General features: G+C 61.9%; 20 protein-coding genes and 4 pseudogenes. 9 read left to right on the top strand and 15 right to left on the bottom strand.

Annotated features, from left to right (window positions below; all coding sequences use genetic code 11):
- Positions 1-47: 47 nt before the first annotated feature.
- Positions 48-590: a 50S ribosomal protein L17 gene (gene rplQ / locus ACF0H6_RS06750; RefSeq protein ID WP_395248961.1), complete on the top strand. Its 543-nt coding sequence runs from the start codon at positions 48-50 to the stop codon at positions 588-590.
- A gap of 32 nt (positions 591-622) precedes the next feature.
- Positions 623-1,514, top strand: a pseudogene (locus tag ACF0H6_RS06745) (tRNA pseudouridine synthase A).
- Between the two features lie 365 nt (positions 1,515-1,879).
- Here ACF0H6_RS06745 and ACF0H6_RS06740 read toward each other — a convergent pair.
- From ACF0H6_RS06740 to ACF0H6_RS06685, 12 genes and pseudogenes are all read right to left on the bottom strand, one after another.
- Positions 1,880-3,460 (bottom strand): ArnT family glycosyltransferase, encoded by a 1,581-nt coding sequence (locus ACF0H6_RS06740; protein ID WP_395248960.1) that lies wholly within the window; start codon positions 3,458-3,460, stop codon positions 1,880-1,882.
- Between the two features lie 361 nt (positions 3,461-3,821).
- Positions 3,822-4,583: a GtrA family protein gene (locus ACF0H6_RS06735; RefSeq protein ID WP_395248959.1), complete on the bottom strand. Its 762-nt coding sequence runs from the start codon at positions 4,581-4,583 to the stop codon at positions 3,822-3,824.
- Positions 4,466-5,047: a glycosyltransferase gene (locus ACF0H6_RS06730; protein ID WP_395248958.1), complete on the bottom strand. Its 582-nt coding sequence runs from the start codon at positions 5,045-5,047 to the stop codon at positions 4,466-4,468. Before ACF0H6_RS06730 ends, ACF0H6_RS06735 begins: the two co-directional genes overlap by 118 nt.
- A 499-nt stretch (positions 5,048-5,546) precedes the next feature.
- Positions 5,547-6,851, bottom strand: coding sequence for a pilus assembly protein TadG-related protein (locus ACF0H6_RS06725; RefSeq protein WP_395248957.1), 1,305 nt, complete (start codon positions 6,849-6,851; stop codon positions 5,547-5,549).
- Positions 6,839-7,294 carry a TadE/TadG family type IV pilus assembly protein gene (locus ACF0H6_RS06720; protein ID WP_395248956.1) on the bottom strand — a complete coding sequence of 152 codons (456 nt, stop codon included), beginning with the start codon at positions 7,292-7,294 and terminating at the stop codon, positions 6,839-6,841. Before ACF0H6_RS06720 ends, ACF0H6_RS06725 begins: the two co-directional genes overlap by 13 nt.
- Before the next feature lie 68 nt (positions 7,295-7,362).
- Positions 7,363-8,265, bottom strand: a complete 903-nt coding sequence (locus ACF0H6_RS06715; RefSeq protein ID WP_395248955.1) for a type II secretion system F family protein — start codon at positions 8,263-8,265, stop codon at positions 7,363-7,365.
- Positions 8,266-8,273: 8 nt separating this feature from the next.
- Positions 8,274-9,221: a type II secretion system F family protein gene (locus ACF0H6_RS06710; protein WP_395248954.1), complete on the bottom strand. Its 948-nt coding sequence runs from the start codon at positions 9,219-9,221 to the stop codon at positions 8,274-8,276.
- A pseudogene (locus ACF0H6_RS06705) lies at positions 9,218-10,663 on the bottom strand (CpaF family protein). The gene ACF0H6_RS06710 and the pseudogene ACF0H6_RS06705 overlap by 4 nt, the downstream one beginning before the upstream one ends.
- Positions 10,660-11,856 (bottom strand): annotated as a pseudogene (locus tag ACF0H6_RS06700) (AAA family ATPase). The pseudogenes ACF0H6_RS06705 and ACF0H6_RS06700 overlap by 4 nt, the downstream one beginning before the upstream one ends.
- On the bottom strand, positions 11,853-12,599 hold the full coding sequence (gene cpaB / locus ACF0H6_RS06695; protein WP_395248953.1) for a Flp pilus assembly protein CpaB: 747 nt from the start codon (positions 12,597-12,599) through the stop codon (positions 11,853-11,855). Before cpaB ends, ACF0H6_RS06700 begins: the two are co-directional and overlap by 4 nt.
- Positions 12,600-12,955: 356 nt before the next feature.
- Positions 12,956-13,159: a Flp family type IVb pilin gene (locus tag ACF0H6_RS06690; protein WP_395248952.1), complete on the bottom strand. Its 204-nt coding sequence runs from the start codon at positions 13,157-13,159 to the stop codon at positions 12,956-12,958.
- A gap of 267 nt (positions 13,160-13,426) precedes the next feature.
- The gene (locus ACF0H6_RS06685; protein WP_395248951.1) at positions 13,427-14,080 is read right to left on the bottom strand and encodes a prepilin peptidase; all 654 of its coding nucleotides are present in this window, start codon (positions 14,078-14,080) and stop codon (positions 13,427-13,429) included.
- A gap of 295 nt (positions 14,081-14,375) precedes the next feature.
- Here ACF0H6_RS06685 and rplM point away from each other — a divergent pair, with 295 nt between their 5' ends.
- The 3 genes and pseudogenes from rplM to glmM all read left to right on the top strand — a co-directional run bounded on the left by rplM (position 14,376) and on the right by glmM (position 16,960).
- Positions 14,376-14,819, top strand: a complete 444-nt coding sequence (rplM, locus tag ACF0H6_RS06680; protein WP_024817563.1) for a 50S ribosomal protein L13 — start codon at positions 14,376-14,378, stop codon at positions 14,817-14,819.
- Between the two features lie 37 nt (positions 14,820-14,856).
- A complete protein-coding gene (gene rpsI, locus ACF0H6_RS06675; RefSeq protein WP_395248950.1) occupies positions 14,857-15,366 on the top strand; it encodes a 30S ribosomal protein S9 in 510 nt (169 codons plus the stop codon).
- A 228-nt stretch (positions 15,367-15,594) separates the two neighbouring features.
- Positions 15,595-16,960 (top strand): annotated as a pseudogene (gene glmM, locus ACF0H6_RS06670) (phosphoglucosamine mutase).
- An 83-nt stretch (positions 16,961-17,043) separates the two neighbouring features.
- On the opposite strand, the gene mscL reads toward glmM, so the two are convergent.
- The 3 genes from mscL to coaA all read right to left on the bottom strand — a co-directional run bounded on the left by mscL (position 17,044) and on the right by coaA (position 19,322).
- Entirely contained in the window at positions 17,044-17,433 is a 390-nt protein-coding gene (gene mscL / locus ACF0H6_RS06665) for a large conductance mechanosensitive channel protein MscL (protein ID WP_395248949.1), read from the bottom strand.
- 90 nt (positions 17,434-17,523) lie between these two features.
- A complete protein-coding gene (locus ACF0H6_RS06660) occupies positions 17,524-18,351 on the bottom strand; it encodes a D-alanyl-D-alanine carboxypeptidase family protein (protein WP_395248948.1) in 828 nt (275 codons plus the stop codon).
- Between the two features lie 5 nt (positions 18,352-18,356).
- Complete coding sequence (gene coaA / locus ACF0H6_RS06655; RefSeq protein WP_395248947.1) at positions 18,357-19,322, bottom strand: type I pantothenate kinase; 966 nt, start codon at positions 19,320-19,322, stop codon at positions 18,357-18,359.
- A gap of 179 nt (positions 19,323-19,501) precedes the next feature.
- Here coaA and glmS point away from each other — a divergent pair, with 179 nt between their 5' ends.
- Genes glmS through ACF0H6_RS06635 form a run of 4 tightly spaced genes read left to right on the top strand, consistent with a single transcriptional unit; the run spans position 19,502 to position 23,304 of the window.
- The gene (glmS, locus tag ACF0H6_RS06650; RefSeq protein WP_395248946.1) at positions 19,502-21,394 is read left to right on the top strand and encodes a glutamine--fructose-6-phosphate transaminase (isomerizing); all 1,893 of its coding nucleotides are present in this window, start codon (positions 19,502-19,504) and stop codon (positions 21,392-21,394) included.
- Between the two features lie 4 nt (positions 21,395-21,398).
- Positions 21,399-21,746, top strand: coding sequence for a holo-ACP synthase (locus ACF0H6_RS06645; protein ID WP_395248945.1), 348 nt, complete (start codon positions 21,399-21,401; stop codon positions 21,744-21,746).
- 14 nt (positions 21,747-21,760) lie between these two features.
- A complete protein-coding gene (locus ACF0H6_RS06640) occupies positions 21,761-22,612 on the top strand; it encodes an NAD(P)H-hydrate epimerase (protein WP_395248944.1) in 852 nt (283 codons plus the stop codon).
- The gene (locus tag ACF0H6_RS06635; protein ID WP_395249898.1) at positions 22,504-23,304 is read left to right on the top strand and encodes an NAD(P)H-hydrate dehydratase; all 801 of its coding nucleotides are present in this window, start codon (positions 22,504-22,506) and stop codon (positions 23,302-23,304) included. The genes ACF0H6_RS06640 and ACF0H6_RS06635 overlap by 109 nt, the downstream gene beginning before the upstream one ends.
- The last annotated feature ends 54 nt before the right edge of the window (positions 23,305-23,358 follow it).

Raw genomic sequence — 23,358 nt, 5'->3', positions numbered from 1 at the left:
GAGTCCACGTTCGGACCCGGACGGCCTTCATTACAGGAGAAATTACTATGCCTACCCCCACTAAGGGTCCGCGCCTCGGAGGCGGTCCGGCTCACGAGCGCCTGATGCTCGCGAACCTGGCAGCATCGCTGTTCGAGCACAAGCGCATCACCACCACGGTCACCAAGGCCAAGCGCCTGAAGCCGTACGCAGAGCGCCTCGTGACCTTCGCCAAGCGCGGCGACCTTTCCTCCCGCCGTCGCGTACTCGGCCTGATCAGCGACAAGGGCATCGTCCACGAGCTGTTCACCGACATCGCCGGCGCCGTTGCCAAGCGCGATGGTGGCTACACCCGCATCACCAAGATCGGCAACCGCAAGGGCGACAACGCTCCCATGGCTGTCATCGAGCTGGTTCTTGAGCCGGTTTCCCCGAAGCAGGCTGTAGTTGCCGAGGCAACTGCCGCTGCCGCCAAGGCTGCTCCGGCCGCCGAAGAAGCTGCTCCGGTTGCTGAGGAAGAGGTCGTTGAGACCGAAGCCGTTGAAGCTGAAGCTGCTGAGACCGAAGAAGCTGCTACCGAAGAGGCTCCGGCCGCTGAGGAAACGAAGTAATTCATTGAATTCTTCGCAGTAGACTTAAGTCTATGAACGAACAAAAACCCGCTGCCCCCGTTTTGGGGGGCGGCGGGTTTTTGCGTGTCCGGCTGGATCTTTCGTACGACGGCGGCCCTTTCAATGGATGGGCCATTCAGCCTGGTCTTCAGACCGTGCAGGGTTCACTGGAGGAGGGACTGGCGCTGATCATGCGGCGTCGGGTACGGGTGACCGTAGCCGGCCGGACCGACGCCGGTGTCCACGCCCGCGGACAAGTGGTACACATCGACCTGACCGAGGCCGAGTGGAGCGGACTGCCAAGGGGCCACGAGATTGACCCCGCCGCCGCGCTGCTGCGGAGGCTCCGCGGAGCCTTGAGCCGGGTCCTTCAGGATGACACCGGCGCCATTGAGGTGCACGACGTCGGACTGGCGCCTGACGGTTTTGACGCTCGCTTCTCAGCGTTGTGGCGCCGCTACAGTTACCGGATTGCCGACGGCCCGGAACGTTGGGATCCGGTTCTCCGCAGGCTGACCCTCTGGCACAAGTCGGCGCTGGATGAGGGAGCGATGAACGAGGGAGCCGCCGCATTGTTGGGGCTCCAGCGACTTCCGGGCGTACTGCAAGCCCCGTGAGGGTGCCACCACCATTCGTGAACTGCAGCGGTGTGAGTTCGTGCGCGGCAGTGATGGCGTCCTTGTGGCGAACGTCCAGGCCGACGCTTTCTGCCACAACATGGTGCGTGCCTTGGTCGGCTCGGCCCTCTGGGTCGGTGAAGGGCTGGAGGCGCCGGAATGGTTGCATGAACGCTTGCTCGCCGGAGTTCGGGACGCCAAATCGGTGCTGGCCGCGCCGCATCCCTTGGTCCTTGAGGAAGTGTCCTATCCCTCCGACGCCCAACTGTTTGCACGGGCTGAGCTGACGCGGGCGAGGCGGGAGTAGCGGGGGCCCCGGGCGCGCCTCGATGTTGGACGGCCGTGCACGGGACCACCACGTGTGTCAGTGACAGCCCGTCCGGACAGATCATCCCAGGGGGTTTTGGCTGGCTGCCAGCCGACAACTCGTCCGTGAGCGCATCAACAATGACCATTTCCAGCCCGGCGGTCTCGTCGGAGATCGGCGAGAGCATGCCGAACCAGCAGGTTTGTAGGTAGGACAGTTGGAGCCACCAGGGCATCGGTTCCAGCAGGGAACGCGAACCGGCCCAGACGCTGAAAGCCCCGGCCACCACAGCGCGTTCCGGAGCGGATCCGCCCGCACCTGGCTTGAGCGCGCTGCAGCAGGCCCTGATCAGGCGGCGTTGGGCGTTATTGGGTGAGTCGGTAGAAGGACGCCCCGTCGATGACTTCGGGGGAGAAGTTGCTTTCGACCCAGTGGACGATGCGCGCAGACTCTCCCTTCCCTTCAGAGGCCAAAGGTGGAAGATTCTGGACCACCAACGATCCCACATTGCCGCTGCGGACCATGCTCTGGAATTGCTCTAGCGTCGGGAAGGGGTCCGTGCCGTCGAATCCACCCAGCGGCAGAATGGCTTTGGAACTGTCCAGCTGATAGTTTGCGGCTGTCTCGGAGCCGACAACAGCAGCCGGCCAGCGTTGGGACACAGGGCTCGCTTTGATCCTCTCAAGGACGCCCGGGGAAGGGACGTCGCCGAACATGACGGCAATGAAGGCGGGCGGTGTGCTCGGAGGCAGCTGGGTTCGATCCGGGTGGTCGGTTCTTATGCCTTGGATGCTGGGCCCGGCGACCACTCCGGCTCCAATGTGCGGACTGAGGACCGTGTTTACGGACCAGATTGTGGGACCTAGGAGAATTGTGGCCCCGACGAGCAGAACGGCGCCGGCCCGAAGTCGCTTGTTGACAGGTGGGAGCAGTGTGATGGCAATTGCCACCCCACCTGTGATCAACAAAACCTGAGGTAGCCAGGGGAAATCCACCACGGACTGGGATGCGGAAACGTACCCCACCATCAGGCACAGTGCCAGAACAAGGCCAGACACGAGGCGGATCATCCGGCTTGTTAGCCGCCTGATCAGGTAGGTCACCGCGAACGCGGCCAGACAACTGAGCGCGGGCACGGTTGTGAGCGCGTAATAGGGGTGCACTATGCCTGACATCATGGCTAGGACCGTAGCCGAACAAACAAGCCACGCCGAGCACAGTATCAGGAAGGACCGCTGTTCGGAGGTGCCGTGACGGCGGATAAGGAACAGTATTGTTATGCCGAGTCCGGCAATGGCGAGCGGAAAGAACCAAGCGAACTGGCCGGAAAGTTCCGGGTTGAGGAAGCGCGTAATTCCAGGGTCAAGTGTGGTGACTAGTTCGGCCGAGGCACCTGAGATCGTGCGGCTCGCGTCCGCGCCGGTCAGCCGGTCCAGACCGTTGTATCCCAGGGTGAGTTCCCAGATGCTGTTGGATCTGGAGCCACCTACGAATGGCCTCGACCCGGGATCGGCCGTTTGGGCGATCACGAACCACCAGCCCGAGGCCACGAAAGCGGAAAGCAGTCCCGCACCTAGGTGAAGCAACCTGACATACATGGGGAACCGAGCGAAAAGAATGTACGCCAAGGCGATCGCTGGCAGGATGAGGGCGACTTGGAGCTGCTTCGTGAGGAATCCGGCACCGATCAGGGCCCCTGCGGCGAGTAGCCAACGCAATCTACTCCTGTCGATTGATTCGAGTGCGGCGTAGGCGGCCCCAATCATGAGCAATGTCAGCAGTGCGTCCGGATTGTTGTACCGGAACATAACGGTGGCAACGGGGGTGACTGCGAAGAAAAGCCCCGCGAGTAGTCCGGTTGCGGGGTTGGTCCGCTTACGCACCACTTTATAGATCAGATAGACGCTGAGAATTCCCATCACGGCCTGGGGAGCAGGATGCTCCATGGGTTGAGTCCGAAAATCCGCACGGAGAGGGACATGATCCACAACGACATCGGTGGTTTGTCTACGGTTATCGCATTGGCCGGATCCGAGGAGCCGAAGAAAAAGGCCGTCCAATCTTCCGAGCCGGCCATGACAGCCGCTGAGTAATATGAGTTGGCCCAGCCGTTACGGTCCAGTCCCCACATGTAGAGCACGGAGGTTAACGCCAGAAGGCTCAGAAGGGCCGGGCGTTCCCACGGAGGGGTCGAGGGATTCCCACGAAGCCACCTCGGGATGGGAAGCCATCTTGAAATTGCTTGAGAGCGGACCAGGACAGCGCCGGATGGGCGCGTTGGTCCGGGAAGCGAGCTGGATTTGTTGCTCATATTGCCAGCTGTGCAGAGGCCGTGCGTCGGCGCTCATCCGACCGTCGGGCCCGGAAGACCCAAATCCGGAGCAAGACAAAGCGGATTAGCGTGGCGAGTACGTTCGCGGAGGTCAGGACGATCAGCTCGGTCTTGGGGGATGCGTCCATGTGAACACTGTGTAGCAGCAGCAGGGCAGACGAGGTGATGCCCCACGCGACCATGAATACTACTAGCCCTTGAATCTGTTGGGTGAACAGCCGCTCCGGTCCGTGGATCCTGAACGTGAAGCGACGGTTGGCCGCGGTATTGGCGACTGTCGTGAGCAGCAGGGCAAGGAAGTTTCCTTGCTGAGCGCCGAAGGGTCCTTGGAAGATTAGATAGAGCAAAGCAAACGCGAGGGTCGAAAACGCGCCGACGATGCCGAATCGGACCACTTGGCCGAAGAAACTTGGCCGGGTGGGCGTGGCTATGGGGCCGCGGCCGAGCTCGGCATAGATCGCTTGCAGGGGAATCCTTCCCTTCACAATCGAACCAGCGACGCGCACGAGGCCCTTGATGTCGTCCATGGCGGTTTGACGGATATCCACCCGGCTGTCTGGATCGTCGATCCAGTCGACCGGGATTTCGTGGATGCGAAGCCCTGCACGCTCTGCCAGGATCAACAGTTCGGTATCGAAGAACCAGCGGTTGTCCTCGACGTAGGGAAGCAAACGATGAGCGACCTCTGCCCGAACGGCCTTGAATCCGCATTGGGCATCGGAAAACTGAACCTGCATGGTCCGTTTGAGGAGAAAGTTGTAGCAGCGGGAGATGATTTCCCGCTTGGGGCCCCTGACCACCCGGGAGGTCCGGCCAAGTCGGGTGCCGATGCTGACGTCGGAATGTCCGGAAAGCAGCGGCGCGATAAGCGGGGGAGGGCGGCCAGATCTGTCGAAAGGTCCACGTCTACATACGCGAGAACTTTTGCTTCAGAGGACATCCAAGCGTCGCGGAGCGCGAAGCCACGGCCTTTGGTCTCCAGGCGTCGATAGCCGACGTTGGGAAGTTCACTCGCGAGCTTCCGTGAAATTGCACCGGTTGCGTCAGTGCTGGCGTTATCTGCAATCGTGATTTTCCAGCTGTATAACAATTCCCGCGACAAATAGTCGGCGAGCCGGTGGATGCTTCTTTCGAGTATGGCGGACTCGTTGAAAACGGGGACAATTATTTCCAGCGCCAAGCCCCCAGAGCTAGGTTTCATGCGGCGATCCTAACTATCACAGTGAGGGATCCTGTAAGGATTCCATTAAGATTTGTTAAATATTCGATCACTGCTCTCGAGCTCCTTAATAAATGACAATCCCGCCTCTCAGGACCAGAAACCGCCCGTCTGCCGTGTCGGTAGGCCGGCCAGGATGCGGACGCCTTTCGCTCTCTTAGCGCTGGTGGTGAAGCAGGTACGGAACTGAAGGACAGTCCAAGCCGGGAGGCGCAGTTCAGAATGTCGGGTCTGGTCCGAAAAGGGTCCTCCTCGACTCTGGGTTTCGAGGAGGGCCGGTCTTTCGGGGAACTGAGCTGTCGCATGGACGAACGGTCAGCTCGGGATTTGGATCAGGTGGGAGTTGCCGCTGATGGCGTTGATCGCCGAGACAAAGATCGGGCCGAGGGCCGTCCCGCTCCCCGCGCAGAAGAAGTAGTCTCCATCAGAATTCTCCGCAGTGATGTCCGCAGAGGTGGTACAGCTATTCGCTGTGCTCGGGTTACCGAGGGAGTCCGGCGATGCCGCGGCGGCGAGGACGTCCCGGACGTACGGCCCGGTTCCTCCGCATCGTTCCGTGGCGAGGTTGTACCCGACGGTGACGACCACGGATGCCGCGGGCCTTGGCGTCGGCCGCGACTGCAATGAGATTGTTGCACGCTGTGATGCCGTTGGAGCTGCCGATGTCCCCGGGCGCCGAGATTGATGTGGAGCCGGAGACGTCGGGTTCGTTGGGCTGACCATCCGTCTCCAAAATGATGGCGTTGCGTGGGGTACCGGAACGGGCAGGCAGGCTCCCCAGATTGTTGGCGTCGAAGCCCAGCAGGTACCTGGCCGCGGCTTTCATCGGCGACGCAAGGCTCGTACCTGTGCCCGAGTGTGTCAGGCATTGCAATCCCTTGACGATGGGACTGCTGTTGTTGAGCGCGGGAGGCGAAGCAGCCGTGGTGTAGTCGTTGGAAAAGGGAACCGGAAGCCACGGACCACTTGTTTGCGAGCCGGAGGGGTTGGTGATGCAACCGGAGGTTGAGCTGCTTCTGCCGATGGTGCCGAGAGCCACGTATTGCTGGTCCTTCGTCATCGTCTGTAGTGTGCTCTGGATCCCCGATTTGAGTGACGATAGATCAGTGTCGCTCATGCTGCCCGTGCGGTCCGCGACAATGGCAACATTCATGGGGTTGGGGCTCTGGGCGCCGCAGGATCCCTTGCAGGCGTTGGAGGACAGCGAACCGGTATCGCCCGTGTTTATGCCGATAACAGGCGCGAACGCGAAAGCAACGTTTGTGGAGCCGGCGACGGTGATCGAGTTACAGGTGTGCCCGCTTCCGGTGATGCAGGGTATCGCGCAGATGGTGGTGTTACATTTTGCCCCGGCGGTGGTTCCCGGGTCGCAGACGGCAGGCACCTGGCCGCTGGCAACGGTCTTGCCGGCTCCTGTGGAGGCGACCACACACCAGAAGGTGACAGTAGGGACGGTACCGGGGTCGTTCCTGTCGGCATACGTGAGCGCAGTGCTCTGCGCCGTCGCCGGATCGTTCGGCAGGGAGGTCACGCCCGCCAAAGCGGCGGCATCCAGAGCGTTGCTCAGGTGCTGGCGCTCGAACAGCAGGTGACCGAAATCGATGGCCAACGCTACCGAGCCAAAGAGCACAGGGACCAGGAGGGCGAAGATGAGAATTGATGCGCCGCGTTCCCGGCCCGTCGGCTCCGGACGACTGGTGCCCGGAGTGATTCTTGGACGTACCGGGTTCTCACCTTCTCCGGCGCTACCCGCAGTATTACCGTTTCTATCCTTTAGAGAGTGCATGATCCTCCGCTCCAGCCCTGCGAACCTGAGGTCACAGCAGCTGTACCTTCCATTTTCATGACCGATTTGGCCTCGAAGTAGCCGTTGAGTGCCCAGGAGTAGAAACCTGACAAGGACGATTGCGGGTAGCGCAGGCAGACGACCATGACCCCGGGCGCGCCTCCGGAGGTGTCCACGACGAAATTCACCTGGAGTTTTGTGTTGTCCATCAGTCCCTTGGCTTGGTTGGCCGAGGCGATGACGTCGCCTTGCGTTACTCCTTGCCGTGCGGCCTCGCGTGCCGCTCCTTGCAGACTGATGCTTTGCGACAGGGCGTCGCCGAAGTCGATGATTCCAAGGACCAGGGACAGCAGCAGCGGCAGGATGAGGGCGAATTCAACGGCTGCCGCCCCGTGCTGGCGAACATCCCGATTCACTGCTCGTCGTGGCCGGAATCTAGACATCAGTTGCTCCTTACAAAGGTGTTGTGGGTATGTGAGGACCTCCGCAGGTTAAGTCGTCACCGGAGGTCCTAGAAGGTCCCTGCCATGCTGTCCATCACTTTGATGATGGCCGGGCCAATGATCACGATGAAAAGCGCCGGCATGATGCAGAACATCAGGGGGAACAGGACTTTCACTGGCAGTTTCATCGCTTGTTCTTCTGCGCGTTGCCGCCGCTTGATCCGCATTTGTTTGGCTTGGGAGCGCAGGACGTTCGCGATGGCGATCCCGTAGATGTCTGCTTGGACGATCGCCGAGACGAAACTGCGAAGGTCCGGGACAGCGGTGCGCTCGGCCATGGCGAGGTACGCGTCTTTGCGGGTCCGTCCGACTTGCATGTCCTGCAGCGTGCGGGCCAGTTCGGCGGCAAGGGGTCCCTTGCCGTTCTGGCTGGCCCGGGCCATGGCGGTTTCGAAGCCGAGTCCTGCTTCGACGGAGATCAGCATCTGGTCCAGGGTGTTGGGAAGTTCCAGTTCGATGGCCTTTTGACGCTGGGCCCCGCGGCCGTGGATCAGGATGTCCGGGACGAAATAGGCCAGGGCGGTGAGGATAATTGCCAGAAGCAGGGTCGCTCCGCTGGGTGTTTTCAGCAGGACCATGATCGTCAGGACCGCGGCAATAAGTGCGAGGGCCGGTTTGGCCATCAGCAGCCGGTCAAGGGGAAGCCCGACCGGCCGGCCGGCTTTGGCGAGAAGCTTATCGAGCCAGGCCGCGTAACCCTTGGGGGTAACGCGTACTCCCAGGGGTATGGATTGCTTGATCTCGTTCGTTGAAACGACCCCTGCGCCGGGGCCGGCAAGGATGCTTCGGCCGCGGTTGAGGTTGGAACGGACGGCTGCGGATCCCTTCCGGTCCACGGATACGACGGACCACACAAGGTACGTGGCCGGAACGATGATGAGTGCCACGATCACCCATGCCATTGAGTTCATGATTTCCCCTAGAACTTGATCTTGATGACCCGGCTGAGCCAGAAACTGCCGGTGATGAGCAGCAGCGTCCCGACGATGAGCATGATCCAACCCAAACCGGTGGTGTACAGAGGTCCGAGGTAGCTGGGATTTGCCACACTCAGCCACAGGAACACTCCGATGGGCAGGCCGATGAGGATGTACGCCGATAGCCGGCCCTCCGCGCTCAGGGATTTCACCTGTCCCTTGATCTGGGACCTTTCCCGGATGGTCTCGCCGACGTGGTCCAGGACTTCGGCCAGATCCCCGCCGACTTCCCGGTGGATTTCCACTGCCTGCCCCGTCCAGTCGAAGTCATCGCTGTCGAGCCGCTGCGCGGTATCCTGCATGGAGTCCCGGAGATCGCGGCCCAGCCGGGTTTCGTTGACGATTCGTGCCAGTTCTTCGGAGGTGGGGGCCTCGGTTTCCTTCGACACAGCATCGACCGAGCGCAGAAGACTGTGACCGGCCCGCAGACCGCCGGCGAGCATTTGGAGGGTGTCGCCCAGCTGCGCGTCGAATTTCGCCCGACGTCGGCCTGTCAGGAACTTCAGGACGATGATTGCCCCTATTGGCGTGGCCAAACAGAACATGATCCCGAACGCGATTCCATTGATGAAGAATCCGAGGAATCCCGCAGTGGCGGCAGTACATGCGACCAGCAGAATGAAGTCTGCCTGGCTCATCTTCACACCTGCCTGATCCAGGGAGGCGCGGCTGCCGAAGGTGGCGCCGCGGCCGAGACGGTGTTCGACGAACGTTGTTGCCTGGTCGGTGGCTTTGGTCAGCAGGGACCGTTTATCTACCTTCCCTGGGCGCCGGCGGGACAGGGCGATGTGGCCGCGGGCGGATCGCAGCGTGACGATCAGCAGGATGGACAGGGCGGCGAAGCACAGTCCGATGCCCAGGGCAAGAAAAACGGGGTTGGTGCTTGTCACCTGAACGCACCTCCGGTGCGTGCCGGGGCGAAAACGGCCGGGGAGAGGGCGATGCCGAGTTCGGCGAAGTGGTCCGCGAACCGGGGACGGACCCCGGTGGGAACCGGCTGTCCAAGGAACCGGCCGTTGGCATCGACCCCTGCTGTGTAGTCGAAGACAAACGCGTCCTGGAGCGTGACGGTGTCCCCTTCCATGCCTTGTACCTCTGTCACATGCGTGACCCGTCTTGTCCCGTCCCGGAGCCTGGAAATGTGGACGATCAGGTTGATCGCGGACGCGATTTGTTCGCGTATGGCGCGCAACGGCAGATCCATGCCTGCCATGAGTACGAGGGTTTCCAGGCGGGCGATCGCATCTCGCGGGGAGTTGGCGTGCACGGTGGAGATGGAGCCGTCGTGGCCGGTGTTCATCGCCTGGAGCATGTCCAGGGATTCGCCGCCGCGTACTTCGCCGATGACGATGCGGTCCGGGCGCATGCGGAGGGAATTCCGTACCAGGGTCCCGGATGCTTATTTCGCCCCTGCCTTCAATATTGCGCGGGCGGCTCTCCAGGCGGACGACGTGGTCTTGTTGTAGTTGAAGCTCGACGGCGTCTTCGATGGTGACGATTCTTTCGTCCTCGGGAAGGAAGCTGGAGAGGACGTTCAACAGCGTGGTCTTACCGGTGCCTGTTCCTCCGGAGACGAGGATGTTGAGCCGGGCCTGGACACAGGCGTGAAGCAGTTCGGCCATTTCCGGGGAAATCGTCCCGTAGGAGATCAGCTTCTCCACGCCCAGGGGCACTTGGCCGAATTTGCGGATGGTCAGGGCCGATCCGTTGACGGCAAGAGGCGGGATGATGGCATTGACGCGGGAACCGTCTGCAAGGCGGGCATCGAGCAGGGTGAGGACTCGTCGATGCGCCGGCCGACCCTGGTGACGATGCGTTCGATGATCCGCCGCAGGTGCTCTTCGTCGTTGAATTTTCCGCCGGTAAGATGCAGTCGCCCGGCGCGCTCCACGTAGACCTTGTCGGGTCCGTTGACCATGATTTCCGTGACAGATTCCTCGTCCAGGAATTTCTGCAGCGGACCCAGGCCAAGGACATCGTCGATGATTTCCTGTACGAGCCGCTGCCGTTCATGAAGGGTCAGCGGGATGTCATCTTTTTCGATAATGACGCGCAGTTCGTCTTTGACGTATTGGTGCAGTTCGGTCTCGTCCAGGGAGGCCTCCGTGATTCTGGACCCCATCCGCTCATACAGGGCGGTGCTGACGCGTTCCTTGACCGCGTTCAGGGCCTCGTTGGAGTCCGAAGCGTCCCTCGCCGCGGAATGATCAGGGGCCGGAGCTTGGCCGACGCTCAGCGGGGTGCCCCAGGGACCCGAGCCGCCGGTACCCGGGGAGGCCGCGAGGGCGGTATCTACTCCTTGCGCAGCCTGGACTCGTCTGCTCAGATTCATTGGACTACCACCCTTCTGTGAAGCTTCTTGTGGGATCGTTCTCCCCAGCCGGGTGTGAACCGCTCCACCAGCTGGGCCAGGCCCTTGCTCGCCGGGTCCCTCGTGCCGTCCTGTAAGAGCGGCACCCCCTTGTTGGTCGAGTACGGCAAGGTCCGGGACCGTGGAAGGACGACGTCAACAGAGCAGCCGATGGTGGCTTCGACATTCCTGGAGGGAGAGTCCACTGCGGCGATCGGCGAAGTTGAGGACGATGTGCCGGTGCTCGCTGAACAACCCGACCTCGTTGAGAACACCGAAACCTGCCCGCAGGCCCCTGATACTGGGGATGTCCATGCCGCACACCCAGACAGCATCCGTGGCGACGTCCAAGGTGGCCAGGACGTGTTCGCCCAAGCCCGGAGCCGTATCGACCACCACGAATTGAAATTCCGTGGAAAGCTGTTGGATCAAGTGGGCCACCTGGGCCCCGGAAATCTTGTCCGAATCTGCCGGATTTAGCGGGGCACACAGTGCGTAGATCCCGGCCGGATGGACAGAGAGATAGGACTTAAGCACCATGCTGTCTTGAACCGCCGCACCCTGCACGGCATCGGCCAGGGTGCGCTCCGGCTCCAGCATCAGTCCGGAGGCAACGTCACCGAACTGCAGGTCCAGGTCCAGGACCACAACCCCTAGGGGGGCGACTTTCCCGAGCCCCACCGCGAGGTTCGTGGTGACGGTTGTTTTACCGACCCCTCCCTTGGGCGACATGACCGAGATGATCCTGCCGGCGCCCGGGCGTGCCTCAACGATCGTGCCCAAACCTCGCCGCCGGCTTGCCGCTGCCAGGCTGGAGCGTTCCAGCATGGCCCGGATTTCCTCCGGTTGAGCCAGAGGCGGCAGGAGGTCACGGACGCCGGCGCGCATTGCCGGCAATGCGACGTCTGCTTCCTTTTCCGTCACAACCACGATGCTGATTTCCGGGTATTGGAGGTCGAAGAGACTGGCCAGCCGTATGGAGTCCTCCAGGGAAGGCCAGGGCCCAGAAGGATGACTTCCACAGGTTCGCCTGTCAGGACCCGCAGAATATCGTCAGGACTCGGTGGCAGATAATCGGCAGCGATGACGTGGATGGTGCCGTGGAGCCCCTGCGCGGCCTGCCGGCCGCGCCGGTCGAAATCCTGGTCCGGTGTGATTAGCAGGAAGCGGCTCATCGGAATACATCCGCCTTTTTGACGACGGTGGGTGCGCTTTCTGTCGTGGACGCCGGCTCCTTGGTCAACCAGATTGTCCCGAATTGCGCGGCCAAGGCTACTTTGGCCGAGTCCACGTCGTTACGGGCAAGCGTGACCAGCAGCGATCCGGAAGGAACCTGGGTGTTGGCTTGCGCCTGAGGGTCCTGGGCGGTGGTTGAAGGTTTGGACTCAGCGCGTTGGACGCTGGTGACGAGGACTTTATGGAAGACTTGTTGGGCTGTTTCTCCGGAGGCGTTCCCTGCCCCGTTCGCGAAGAGCACGATGACCCCGACGGTGTCTCCGGGTTGTAGCCGGCCTCCGATGACCCGCTGCGCGTCCAGTTGCACGGAGATTTCCTGCATCCCTGTTGGAACTGGAACCGAACCAGGAGCCGCCAAGGTGCTCGGATCCACCAGACGGGCACCAAGGAGCGCCTCACCGGGGAGCAGGTCCGTTGAAGCGACCTTGCCGTCCAGACCGTCCAGGCTTTTCAATGCCCCGTTGGGCACCGAAGATTGCGGTAGCGAGACGAGTTTTACGGCGGCTTTGATCGTGTCAACGGTTGCCCCCGAAGGGATCTGGTTTTGCACCACCAAGACGTTGACGGGTTGAAGATCTTGTTGGGCCCGGGCTTCGGACCCTTGAACGTACGAGACCAGCAGCAATGTGCCAACAACGGCCAGCACAAGAGCAACAATGCCTCCCAGTAGGCGAGTTTTCACTTGTTCACCTCAGATAAATCTTGTCGGAAACTGAATCGCGGTCGCCCCAATTTGTCCGGGGACTGTTATGAAGTCCGCTTTTTGGGGTAGTGGCGGCGTCGGCCGATCGTTTAGGGATCAGAACATCGCGGCGGGAATCCAAGAATTAGATTGGTTCCAATAAGGCAGCATTTGCAAGAGAGAGTGATTGCAGGAAACAAAGAACCCAGGAGCGGAGTCAGGACCTACGGAGCAGATGCTCGAACTGTCCTGTCCCCGCCCCTGGGCTCATTGGTTTGATACGTTGCGCTGCAGCATGCCTGAAATACTGGCGAATGCCGGGCCAATCAGAATGCCGGGAGTTGTTACGACACCAACTATCCGAGCACCGGCAGCCTGCCTGAAATGGTCGTGAATGCCGCGTTGATCTGGCCGCCGAGGGTTGCCACGACGGTGATGATCACGGCGGCAATCAGTGCGACCAGGAGCCCGTATTCAACGGCGGTTGCGCCTTTTTCGGAGGAGAAGCGGTTCTTGACGCCGGCGATGAATGCGAGAGTGTGGACCATGAGAGATGACATTGGAAAACCTTCCCAGTTAGGTGAATTTGCTAACGAATACCGGCCGTTTACATTTCCCTTTGGCGGTTCGGATTTCGTTATGACAAGAATTGCCCAGGGTGGGGTTAACTAACAATGCGTAGTGGTACTCGACTTTTCACCCACATGCACCGTGGACTACTCGAAGGAGCGACGCGGGTACTCGGTTTTTCTGGCTAAGTACTACTTGATTTGCGTAACAGAAGTGGGTCGAGGGGCTGAAAGGGCGCCTGCGAGGATGACTACGACTCACCTGACGAGAAGGACCACTCCAATTGCTGCAGCGAACATGGCTGGGCCGTGAGCCACTTCCGCGGGCTTGATTCCGCGCTTCAGGCGCAACAACAGCACCGTTGTCACCCCGCCCACCACGAAACCCAACAGCCCCCCGTAGAACAGGTGACTCCAGCCCAAGTAGCCCAGATACATTCCGAGTGGTGCCGAGAGCTTCACGTCGCCCATTCCGAGGCCACCCGGAGAAATTAATCCAAGAATTAAGTACCCGAGGAACAAAATGACCCCGCCGGCAGCGGCGCGCACCAGTCCCGGCCAGTCCGGAGTCAGTGCCGCGGACGAAATTAATAGGGCAAGGCCGGCCCCAAGGAGAAACAATATGAGTGGGTTTGGAAGTAAATGGTGTGCCACATCCAGCCGCGACAACTGCACAGCCAGCACCGCCAGCACCAAGTAGGCGGGGAGCTCAGCGGAGAAACCGAACCGGAGCGTCAGGAGGACAAGCAGTGCAGCGGTGACCACCGCCGTCGTGATCCGGATAATTGGGGACGGGAGTCCGCCAAGCCGCGGCAGGGACCGGACTATCAGAAGCTCCGCAACCGGGCTCAAGTGCAGCCCGAGCAGTCCAACGGCGCCAACGAGCAAGGGCTGGGCGGCAGTTGCTGTCATGGCGTCTCCTGGGAGCTTAGAAAGGGTCTGAGGCGTTCACGCTGGTTGACAGCCTATTTTGACCCTGCAGCTCCTAGCCGCTATTGTTGATAGTCGTTGTGCGTGTCCTTTCTCGATGACACATGCCCGCTTGGGGATCCGGTTGCAGGATCATTAACTCGACAGGCATATCGAGACCTCGGGATGACTGGTACATAGAGTCCTCACCTCTGCTCCGGTAACGCATACCTAGTAGGCACACGTTTCAAGCGTGCCGCCTAAAACATGAACGCCAGAACAAGAACGAGGCAAAACCGTGCGTACGTACACCCCGAAGCCCGGCGATATCAACCGCCAGTGGCACGTCATTGACGCCACCGACGTTGTCCTTGGTCGTCTTGCCAGCCAGACCGCAACACTGCTGCGCGGAAAGCACAAGCCGACCTTTGCGTCCCACATGGACATGGGCGACTTCGTCATCATCATCAACGCTGAAAAGGTTGCCCTGACCGGCGCCAAGCTGGAGCAGAAGCGCGCATACCGCCACTCCGGCTACCCGGGCGGCCTGACTTCCGTCAACTACGCGGAGCTGCTGGAATCCAACCCGGTCCGCGCCGTGGAGAAGGCCATCAAGGGCATGCTCCCGAAGAACTCCCTCGCTGCACAGCAGCTGGGCAAGCTCAAGGTCTACCGTGGCGCTGAGCACCCCCACGCTGCACAGCAGCCGAAGACTTTCGAAATCACCCAGGTCGCCCAGTAGTCCTGGCCACCAAACAACTTTTAATACAAGGAGAATCGTGGCTCAGAACGAAGAACTGACCGCCGAAGCCGTCGAGGCTGAGGAAACCCTCACCAGCTATACCTCTGAAAGCGGTCCTGCGGAAGCAGAAGCGCCGAAGAAGGAACGCCCGGCACTGACCGTTCCCGGCGCTGCTGTTGGCCGCCGCAAAGAAGCTGTTGCACGTGTCCGCATTGTACCGGGTTCCGGCAAGTGGATCATCAACGGCCGCGAGCTGGCGAACTACTTCCCGAACAAGCTCCACCAGCAGGATGTCAAGGAGCCCTTCAAGATCCTTGACCTTGAAGACGCGTACGACGTCTTCGCACGCATCCACGGCGGCGGCATTTCCGGCCAGGCAGGTGCCCTGCGCCTCGGCATCGCCCGTTCACTGAACGAGATCGACACCGAGAACAACCGCGCCACGCTGAAGAAGGCTGGCTTCCTGCGCCGTGACGCACGCGTCATCGAGCGTAAGAAGGCTGGTCTCAAGAAGGCACGCAAGGCTCAGCAGTACTCCAAGCGCTAAACGCGCTTTCCCGGACCGTGGCCGCTGGCGCGACCGCAGTCCGGGGCCCACAGCGCGTTTTGCGCGCTCGGCTCCACAAGCGCAAAACGCGCTTGCACGAACGCCTGTTCCGCCATTTGGCGGGGCGGGCGTCCGTCGTTAAGAGGCGGCCGCACCAAATGGCGCCGAGGCTGCCAAACCGGAGCGGTTCGGCAGGAGGAAGCCGGCGGTCGTCTACACTTGGACGCGATGGCTAGATTATTTGGAACAGATGGCGTGCGTGGTCTCGCCAATGGATTGCTCACTGCAGAGCTTGCTCTCCAGTTGGCTCAAGCGGCGGCCGTGGTACTCGGCCATGAGCGCTCAGCCAACGGAACGCGGCCCCGCGCCGTCGTCGCCCGGGATCCCCGGGCCAGCGGTGAGTTTATTGCGGCGGCCGTGGAGGCCGGACTGTCAAGCTCCGGGATTGATGTGTACGACGCCGGTGTGCTGCCGACACCCGCGGCTGCCTACCTCATCGCGGATCTCGATGCCGACTTCGGCGTGATGATCTCCGCCTCGCACAACCCGGCGCCGGACAACGGCATCAAGTTCTTTGCCCGCGGTGGGCAGAAGCTCCCGGACGAGGTGGAGGACGCGATCGAAGCACAGCTCGGCAAGGAACCTTCCCGTCCTGTTGCGGGCGACGTCGGCCGGATCCAACGCTTCTCCGACGCAGAGGACCGCTACATCGTCCACCTGCTCGGCACCCTCCCGCACCGCCTTGAGGGCCTCAAAGTCGTTCTGGACTGCGCCCACGGGGCGGCCAGTGGCTGTTCCCCGCAGGTCTTCGCAAGTGCCGGCGCCGAAGTTGTGGTGATTGGCGCGGAACCTGATGGCCTGAATATCAACGACGGCGTCGGTTCCACCCACTTGGGTCCCCTGAAGGCTGCGGTGGTCGAGCACGGGGCGGACTTTGGCATAGCCCACGATGGCGACGCCGACCGCTGCCTGGCGGTGGACCATGAAGGCAACGAGGTTGACGGCGACCAAATCATGGCGGTCCTGGCCCTGGCGCTCAAGGAATCCGGGAAGCTGAAGGACGACGTCCTGGTGGCCACCGTGATGAGTAACCTTGGACTCAAGATTGCATTGCGCGAGGCCGGAATATCGGTTCGTGAAACCGCGGTGGGGGACCGCTACGTCCTGGAGGAAATGCGCGACGGGGGCTTCAGTCTTGGTGGTGAGCAGTCGGGCCACGTGATCTTCTCCGACTACGCCACCACCGGTGACGGGCTGCTGACAGGCTTGCAGATCGCTGCTCAGGTGGCCGGGACCGGCCGAACCCTCCAGCGATCTGGCCGCCGCCATGACCAAGCTGCCGCAGCTCATGATCAATGTGAAGGGCGTGGACAAGTCCCGTGCCGCCACGGATGAAGGCGTTGCTGCAGCGGTGGCTGCAGCCGAACTCGAACTTGGCGAGACGGGCCGGGTCCTCCTGCGGCCGTCGGGTACCGAGGCCTTGGTGCGCGTGATGGTCGAGGCGGCGGACATGGAGACAGCCACCCGCATCTGTACTGAACTGGCCGGCGTCGTCGAAAACCGCCTCGCGATACCGCGCGAACTGGCCGTCTAAGCCCCACTATCGCAAGGCCGCCTGGCGCCCAAAACCATTGTGGCCCGTCTCCCTGGGGAGGCGGGCCACAGGTTTGGAACTGTTTACCGTTGGGCCAGGCTGTCGCGGATCTCCGTGAGGAGCGTGACCGCGGGATCGGCGGCGGGTTCTGCCTCCGAGATGCCCAACTTCGCATTGCGGCGATCGATCATGTGGTTCATCGGGGCCACCACTACAAAGTAGATGGCAGCCGCAACTAGGACGAAGTTCACGATCGCAGTCAGCAGGACGCCGAACTGCAGATCGTTTCCGTTGATGGTTACCTTGGCAAAGCTGTCAAAGTTGGGTGAGCCAACCATGGCGGCGATCAGAGGCATGAGGACGTTCTTGACGAGTGCATCAACAACTGCACCGAAAGCTGCACCCATGACGACGGCTACGGCAAGGTCTACGACGTTGCCTTTCAGAATGAAGTTCTTAAATCCACTCAACATGGCACCAAGGTAGTGCATGCGTGTGGAATCAGGGAGAGCGTACGATCAATTCCGGCCCCACAGACGGGTACTTTCCGGGTTAATCAACCACTAAAGGTAGTCCGGTGCCGCTTCGAGGCCAAAATACTCTTCGAGGGTGCCGATGCCTCTTTTGGCCATATCGGTTGCCGCTTCAACGCCGATAAACCGCAAATGCCACGACTCGTAGTAATAGCCAGTGATTTCATTGAGCATCCACGGGTACCTGACAACAAAACCAAATTTGAATGCGTTGGCCTTGGCCCACACGGCGGCAGGCTGCTCGGCAAAGCACGGCTGGAAGCTGCACGCCCCGCCGCCGTCGCCAATGTCGAAAGCCCAGCCGGTCTGGTGCTCGGAGAAACCCGGACGGGCAGAGGCTGTGTCCGCCGAAGCCTGGCCGCGCGTGCTCGCGTATCCGTTGTATGTGACGGTTTGGGTTTGGAACGAACGGTAGCCGGAGGCCAAGGTCATGGTCACACCAGCCGAGGCGGCGCCGGCAAAGAGCTTTTCCGCCGCCGCGGCCGTCGTGCTGTTGAGGAAGGAAGCTTCACCGCTGACGGCGAGCTGGACGCGCGGTTGAACCAAGTCAGCGGGTACGAACTGCAAAGGCGTCAAGGGCCGGTGTTTGTTGACGATGATCCATTGGCTGGCAGGATCGCTCAGGGAATACTTTTGGGACAGACTCGCTGACGGCGGAGCGCTCGACGCCGGCGCGCCGCTCGCCGAAGGTGCCGGAACCGCCGTCGTGGTCGCTACTGCCGGAGTCGGCGTCGCCGTGGTGGGAACCGGGCCGGATGGGGCTGGAGCCGGAGTGCAGGCCGCCAAAGCTGTCATTCCCGCGCCTGCGGCCAGCAGCGCGGTGAAGGATCTTCTGCTCGGGCGGCAGTCGTAGCACATCTGTGCTAGACCTTTCGGAGCAGCATGCGCCGGATGGAATGGTCGGCGTCCTTGGTGAGGACCAGTTGCGCCCGGCCGCGGGTTGGAAGCACGTTTTCCTCTAGGTTGGGCTCGTTGATGCGCTTCCAAATACCCCGGGCAGTGGCTTCCGCTTCGACATCGGAGAGTGTCGCGTAACGGTGGAAATAGGATTCGGGTTGGGCGAAGGCAGTGCTTCGGAGCTTACGGAAACGGTCCACGTACCAGTCTTCGATGAACGAGGTCTTGGCGTCAACGTAAATGGAGAAATCAAAGAAGTCGCTCAGCGCCAGGCCCTGCCGGCCGTCCAGCCGCGGCCGCGCGGGCGCCAACACGTTGAGGCCTTCGACGATGAGGACGTCGGGGCGGCGGACTACCACTTCCCGGTCCGGGACGATGTCGTAGGTGACGTGCGAATACCAAGGAGCGCGAACTTCTTCCGCCCCGCCCTTGATGGCACTCACGAAACGAAGCAGGGCCCGGCGGTCGTAGGACTCTGGAAAGCCTTTGCGCTCAAGCAAATGCCTGCGCTTCAGCTCGGCGAGGGGATACAGGAACCCGTCGGTGGTGATGAGTTCAACGTTCGGAGTACCGGGCCAACGGCGGAGCATTTCGCGGAGCACGCGGGCGATAGTGGACTTTCCGACCGCCACCGAGCCTGCCACCCCGATCACGAAAGGCGTCCGTTGAGTTTGTTCGCCAAGGAACGTCGTGGTGGCCGCATGCAGCTGTTGCGACGCTTGGACATAGAGATGCAACAGGCGGGAGAGAGGCAGGTAGACCTCGCGGATTTCCTTCATGTCCAAGGGATCGCCAAGGCCGCGAAGCCGGATGATGTCCTCTTCGTTAAGCGGCTGCTCCATCTGTGCCGCCAGCCTGGACCACGTCTGCCTGTCCAGTTCCACGAACGGAGAGGAGCCGTCGCCGTTCGCTTCGTTGCGTTGCAAAGTCACCTAAGAGATTCTGCCCCTCACCGGGCTGATCCGGAAATATGGCATGAACGCCAGGAAGATTTTGAGTGAGGCTGCTCTCAGGGTGATGGCGCGCGATCCGGCAACTTACGAGGATGGACTTGCTGCGGGCGCTGGATATCCTACGTCCTTATCGCGGGGCACCAGCTAGTCTTGTACGCATGTGTGGAATCGTTGGATACGTTGGCAATTCATCCCGCCGGGCAGATGCAGGACACTCGGCACTTGACGTCGTACTAGAAGGACTCCGCCGGCTGGAGTACCGCGGCTATGATTCAGCTGGAGTCGCCGTGGTCGCCGATGGAACCATCGCCTCCAGGAAGAAGTCCGGAAAGCTCAGCAACCTGCTGAACGAGCTTGAGGGCAATCCGCTGCCGAGCTCCATGACCGGCATCGGCCACACCCGCTGGGCCACCCACGGTGGACCCACCGACCAGAACGCGCATCCGCATCTGGCCGATGGCGGGCGCCTCGCCATGATCCACAACGGAATCATCGAGAACTTCGCGGAGCTCAAGCAGGAGCTGACCGCCAAGGGTGTCACCTTCGCTTCCGAGACGGACACCGAAGTAGCAGCAGCTCTCCTTGCGGACATCTTCCGCAACCAACTCAACGGTGACGCATCCAACGGCAACCTCACCAAGGCCATGCAGCTTGCTTGCCAGCGGCTCGAAGGCGCATTCACTCTCCTCGCCGTCCACGCCGAGCAGCCCGACGTCGTCGTGGCCGCCCGCCGCAATTCCCCCCTTGTAGTAGGACTTGGCGATGGAGAGAACTTCCTCGGCTCGGACGTTTCGGGTTTCATTGACCACACCCGCCGCGCCGTCGAACTGGGCCAGGACCAAGTGGTCACCATTACGGCCGACTCCGTCGAAATCACCGATTTCTTCGGCGCTCCTGCCCAGGGCAAGGAATACCACGTGGACTGGGACCCCGCCTCCGCGGAAAAGGGCGGCTTCAGCTCCTTCATGGAGAAGGAAATCCACGACCAGCCCGACGCCGTCACCCAAACACTCCTCGGCCGTTCGGACATCAACGGCAAGCTGACCTTGAGCGAGCTCCGCATTGACCCGGAGCTGCTGAAGAAGGTCAACAAGATCATCGTGTTGGCTTGTGGCACGGCCGCCTACGCGGGAATGGTTGCCAAGTACGCCATTGAGAACTGGTGCCGCATTCCCACCGAGGTGGAACTCGCCCATGAGTTCCGCTACCGCGATCCGATCGTTGACGCCAACACCCTGGTGGTTTCCATCAGCCAGTCCGGCGAGACCATGGACACCCTGATGGCCGTCCGTTATGCCCGCGAGCAGGGCGCCAAGACGATCTCCATCTGCAACACCAACGGCTCCACGATTCCGCGCGAATCCGACGCCGTGCTTTACACGCACGCCGGGCCGGAGATCGCCGTCGCCTCGACCAAGGCCTTCCTCGCCCAAATCACTGCCGCCTACCTTCTCGGTCTCTACTTGGCCCAGTTGCGCGGAAACATCTTCTCCGGCCAGATCAAGGACGTCTTAGCGGACCTTGGCAAAGTGCCCGCCAACATCCAGAAGATCCTCGACGGCGCGGGTCCCCTCCGCGAGCTCGCCCGTAGCATGAAGGACGAGAAGTCGGTGCTTTTCCTGGGCCGCCACGTGGGCTTCCCGGTGGCGCTCGAGGGTGCTTTGAAGCTCAAGGAGATCGCCTATATCCACGCCGAAGGTTTCGCTGCCGGCGAACTCAAGCACGGCCCGATCGCGCTTATCGACGAAGGACAGCCTGTCTTCGTCGTGGTCCCTTCACCCCGCGGCCGCGACTCCCTCCACGCAAAAGTCGTCAGCAACATCCAGGAAATTCGCGCCCGTGGTGCGCGCACCCTGGTGATCGCCGAAGAGGGGGACGAAGCAGTGCGGGCCTATGCCGAGCACGTCTTCTACGTCCCGCAGACGCCCACTCTCCTGATGCCGCTGCTCACCACGGTTCCGCTGCAGATTTTCGCGGCAGAACTCGCCAAGGCCAAGGGTTATGACGTGGACCAGCCGCGTAACCTGGCCAAGAGCGTGACCGTAGAATAGCCGCATGATTGTTGGCATAGGCGTAGACGTCGTAGACATTGAGCGCTTCGGGCGCCAGCTCGAGAGGACCCCGGGTCTCCGTGACCGCTTGTTCGTTCCCGCGGAACGCGAGCTCAACACGCGATCCTTGGCAGCGCGTTTCGCGGCCAAGGAGGCCGTAGCCAAGGTATTGGGAGCTCCGGCGGGCATGAACTGGCAGGACTGCTGGATTGGCCTGGACCAGAACGGTCCCACTATCAAGGTCAAAGGCACAGTGCTGGCAGTCGCCGAGTCCAAAGGCGTCAAACACTGGCACGTGTCCATGAGCCACGATGGCGGAATCGCCACAGCCATGGTCATCGCCGAAGCCTAGCAGCACAAGCAACCATGATCAGCGCCTTCACCGGAACACAGATCAGGGCAGCGGAAAAACCGTTCCTTGACACCGGCGAAGGCGCTGTTCTCATGCAGCGGGCTGCCTACGGACTGGCGAACGCCGTCGTCGGTGAATTCCGCGCGGAGGGCCGCCGCGTCTACGGCTCAAGTGTCACCGTGCTCGCAGGCAAGGGAAACAACGGCGGGGACGGACTGTTCGCTGCCGCAATGCTTGCGCAGCGCGGCATGCGTACGACGGCGGTGCTCACCGCCGGGTCCGCCCATCCGGATGCTCTGGCAGCTTTTCGAGCCGCAGGCGGGCGCGTCCACGTCCTTGACGAAGGCAACGCCGAAGAACTTGCCGTGGTGGCCGCCGGTGACGATGCCGTCATAGATGCCGTCCTGGGAACGGGCGCTCGAGGCGGCCTGAGCGGACCTGCTGCGGAGTTGATTGCTGCTTTGCAGGAGCTACGGCCGGATTTGGTGGTGGCCTGCGATATTCCCAGCGGCGTGGACCCGGACACGGGCGAAGTCCACTGGCCCGTTCTGACGGCGCGGCTGACGGTCGCATTCGGCGGAGTCAAGGCGGGGTTGATGGCTGATCCCGGAGAGGGCTGTGCCGGCCGCGTCATCCTGGTACCTATCGGCGTCGAGGACCACCTTCCGGATCCAACCCTCCGCCGCTTCGCGCTCAAAGACCTGGCAGCTGTCCTGCCGGCCCCCGGGCGCCGGGCCCAGAAGTACACCAGGGAGTCCTGGGAATCGTTGCAGGTTCGGAGCGCTACACCGGGGCCGCGGCACTCTCTGTCTCGGCGGCATCGGCGGCCGGTGCGGGAATGGTGCGCTATCTCGGTCCGGAGGTAGTGGCGCGGCAGGTCCTGATAGGAACGCCTGAGGCAATCTGGGAGCCAGCCGAACCAGGGCAGAGTCCAGGCTGCCTGCTGGTCCGTGGCCTGGACGGGGCTGAACAACTCGGACGGGCCCGGCACACCCTTACCGCGGCGTTCGATGCCGGCCAGCCCGCCGTCGTCGACGCCGGAGCGCTTAAGCTGCTGCCGGAACGTTGCCCGCCCAACTGGATCCTGACCCCGCACGCGGGGGAACTCGCCGCCCTTCTCGGCCGAGGCGAAGTGCGCGTCACCCGTGAAGACGTGGAATCTAGGACAATGCATTTCGCCCGGCTCGCGGCCCAACATACTGGTGCCGTTGTCCTCCTTAAAGGGGCCACAACGTTGGTTGCTTCCCCTTCAGGGGCGGTCTTCAGCCAAGCGGAGGGGTGCCCATGGATGTCGACGGCGGGAAGCGGCGATGTTCTTGGCGGGGTACTTGGTGCCCTTGCCGCGGCGTACGCGGACTCCGGCCTGGACGACGACGGACCCTTCGCCGCGGTGGGAATCGCCCCTGATGAGCGCTGGGCCGCGGTAGCCGCCGTCGGCGCAAGCATCCACGGAATGGCGGGCAGCGCAGCCTCGGCGGGCGGACCTTTGACTGCGTCCGGCATCGCCCGGGCGGTCCCGGGCGTCTTCCGGACCCTTCAGGAGACTCGCGCCGGATAAATCCGGAAGTTCTTGATTGTCGCTCCCTGTCGTTAGGCTGTGAGCAAGTTATCC

The sequence above is a fragment of the Arthrobacter sp. NA-172 genome, assembly GCF_043952055.1.
Classification (GTDB): domain Bacteria; phylum Actinomycetota; class Actinomycetes; order Actinomycetales; family Micrococcaceae; genus Arthrobacter.
This window is presented reverse-complemented; position numbering and strand designations above follow the sequence as displayed.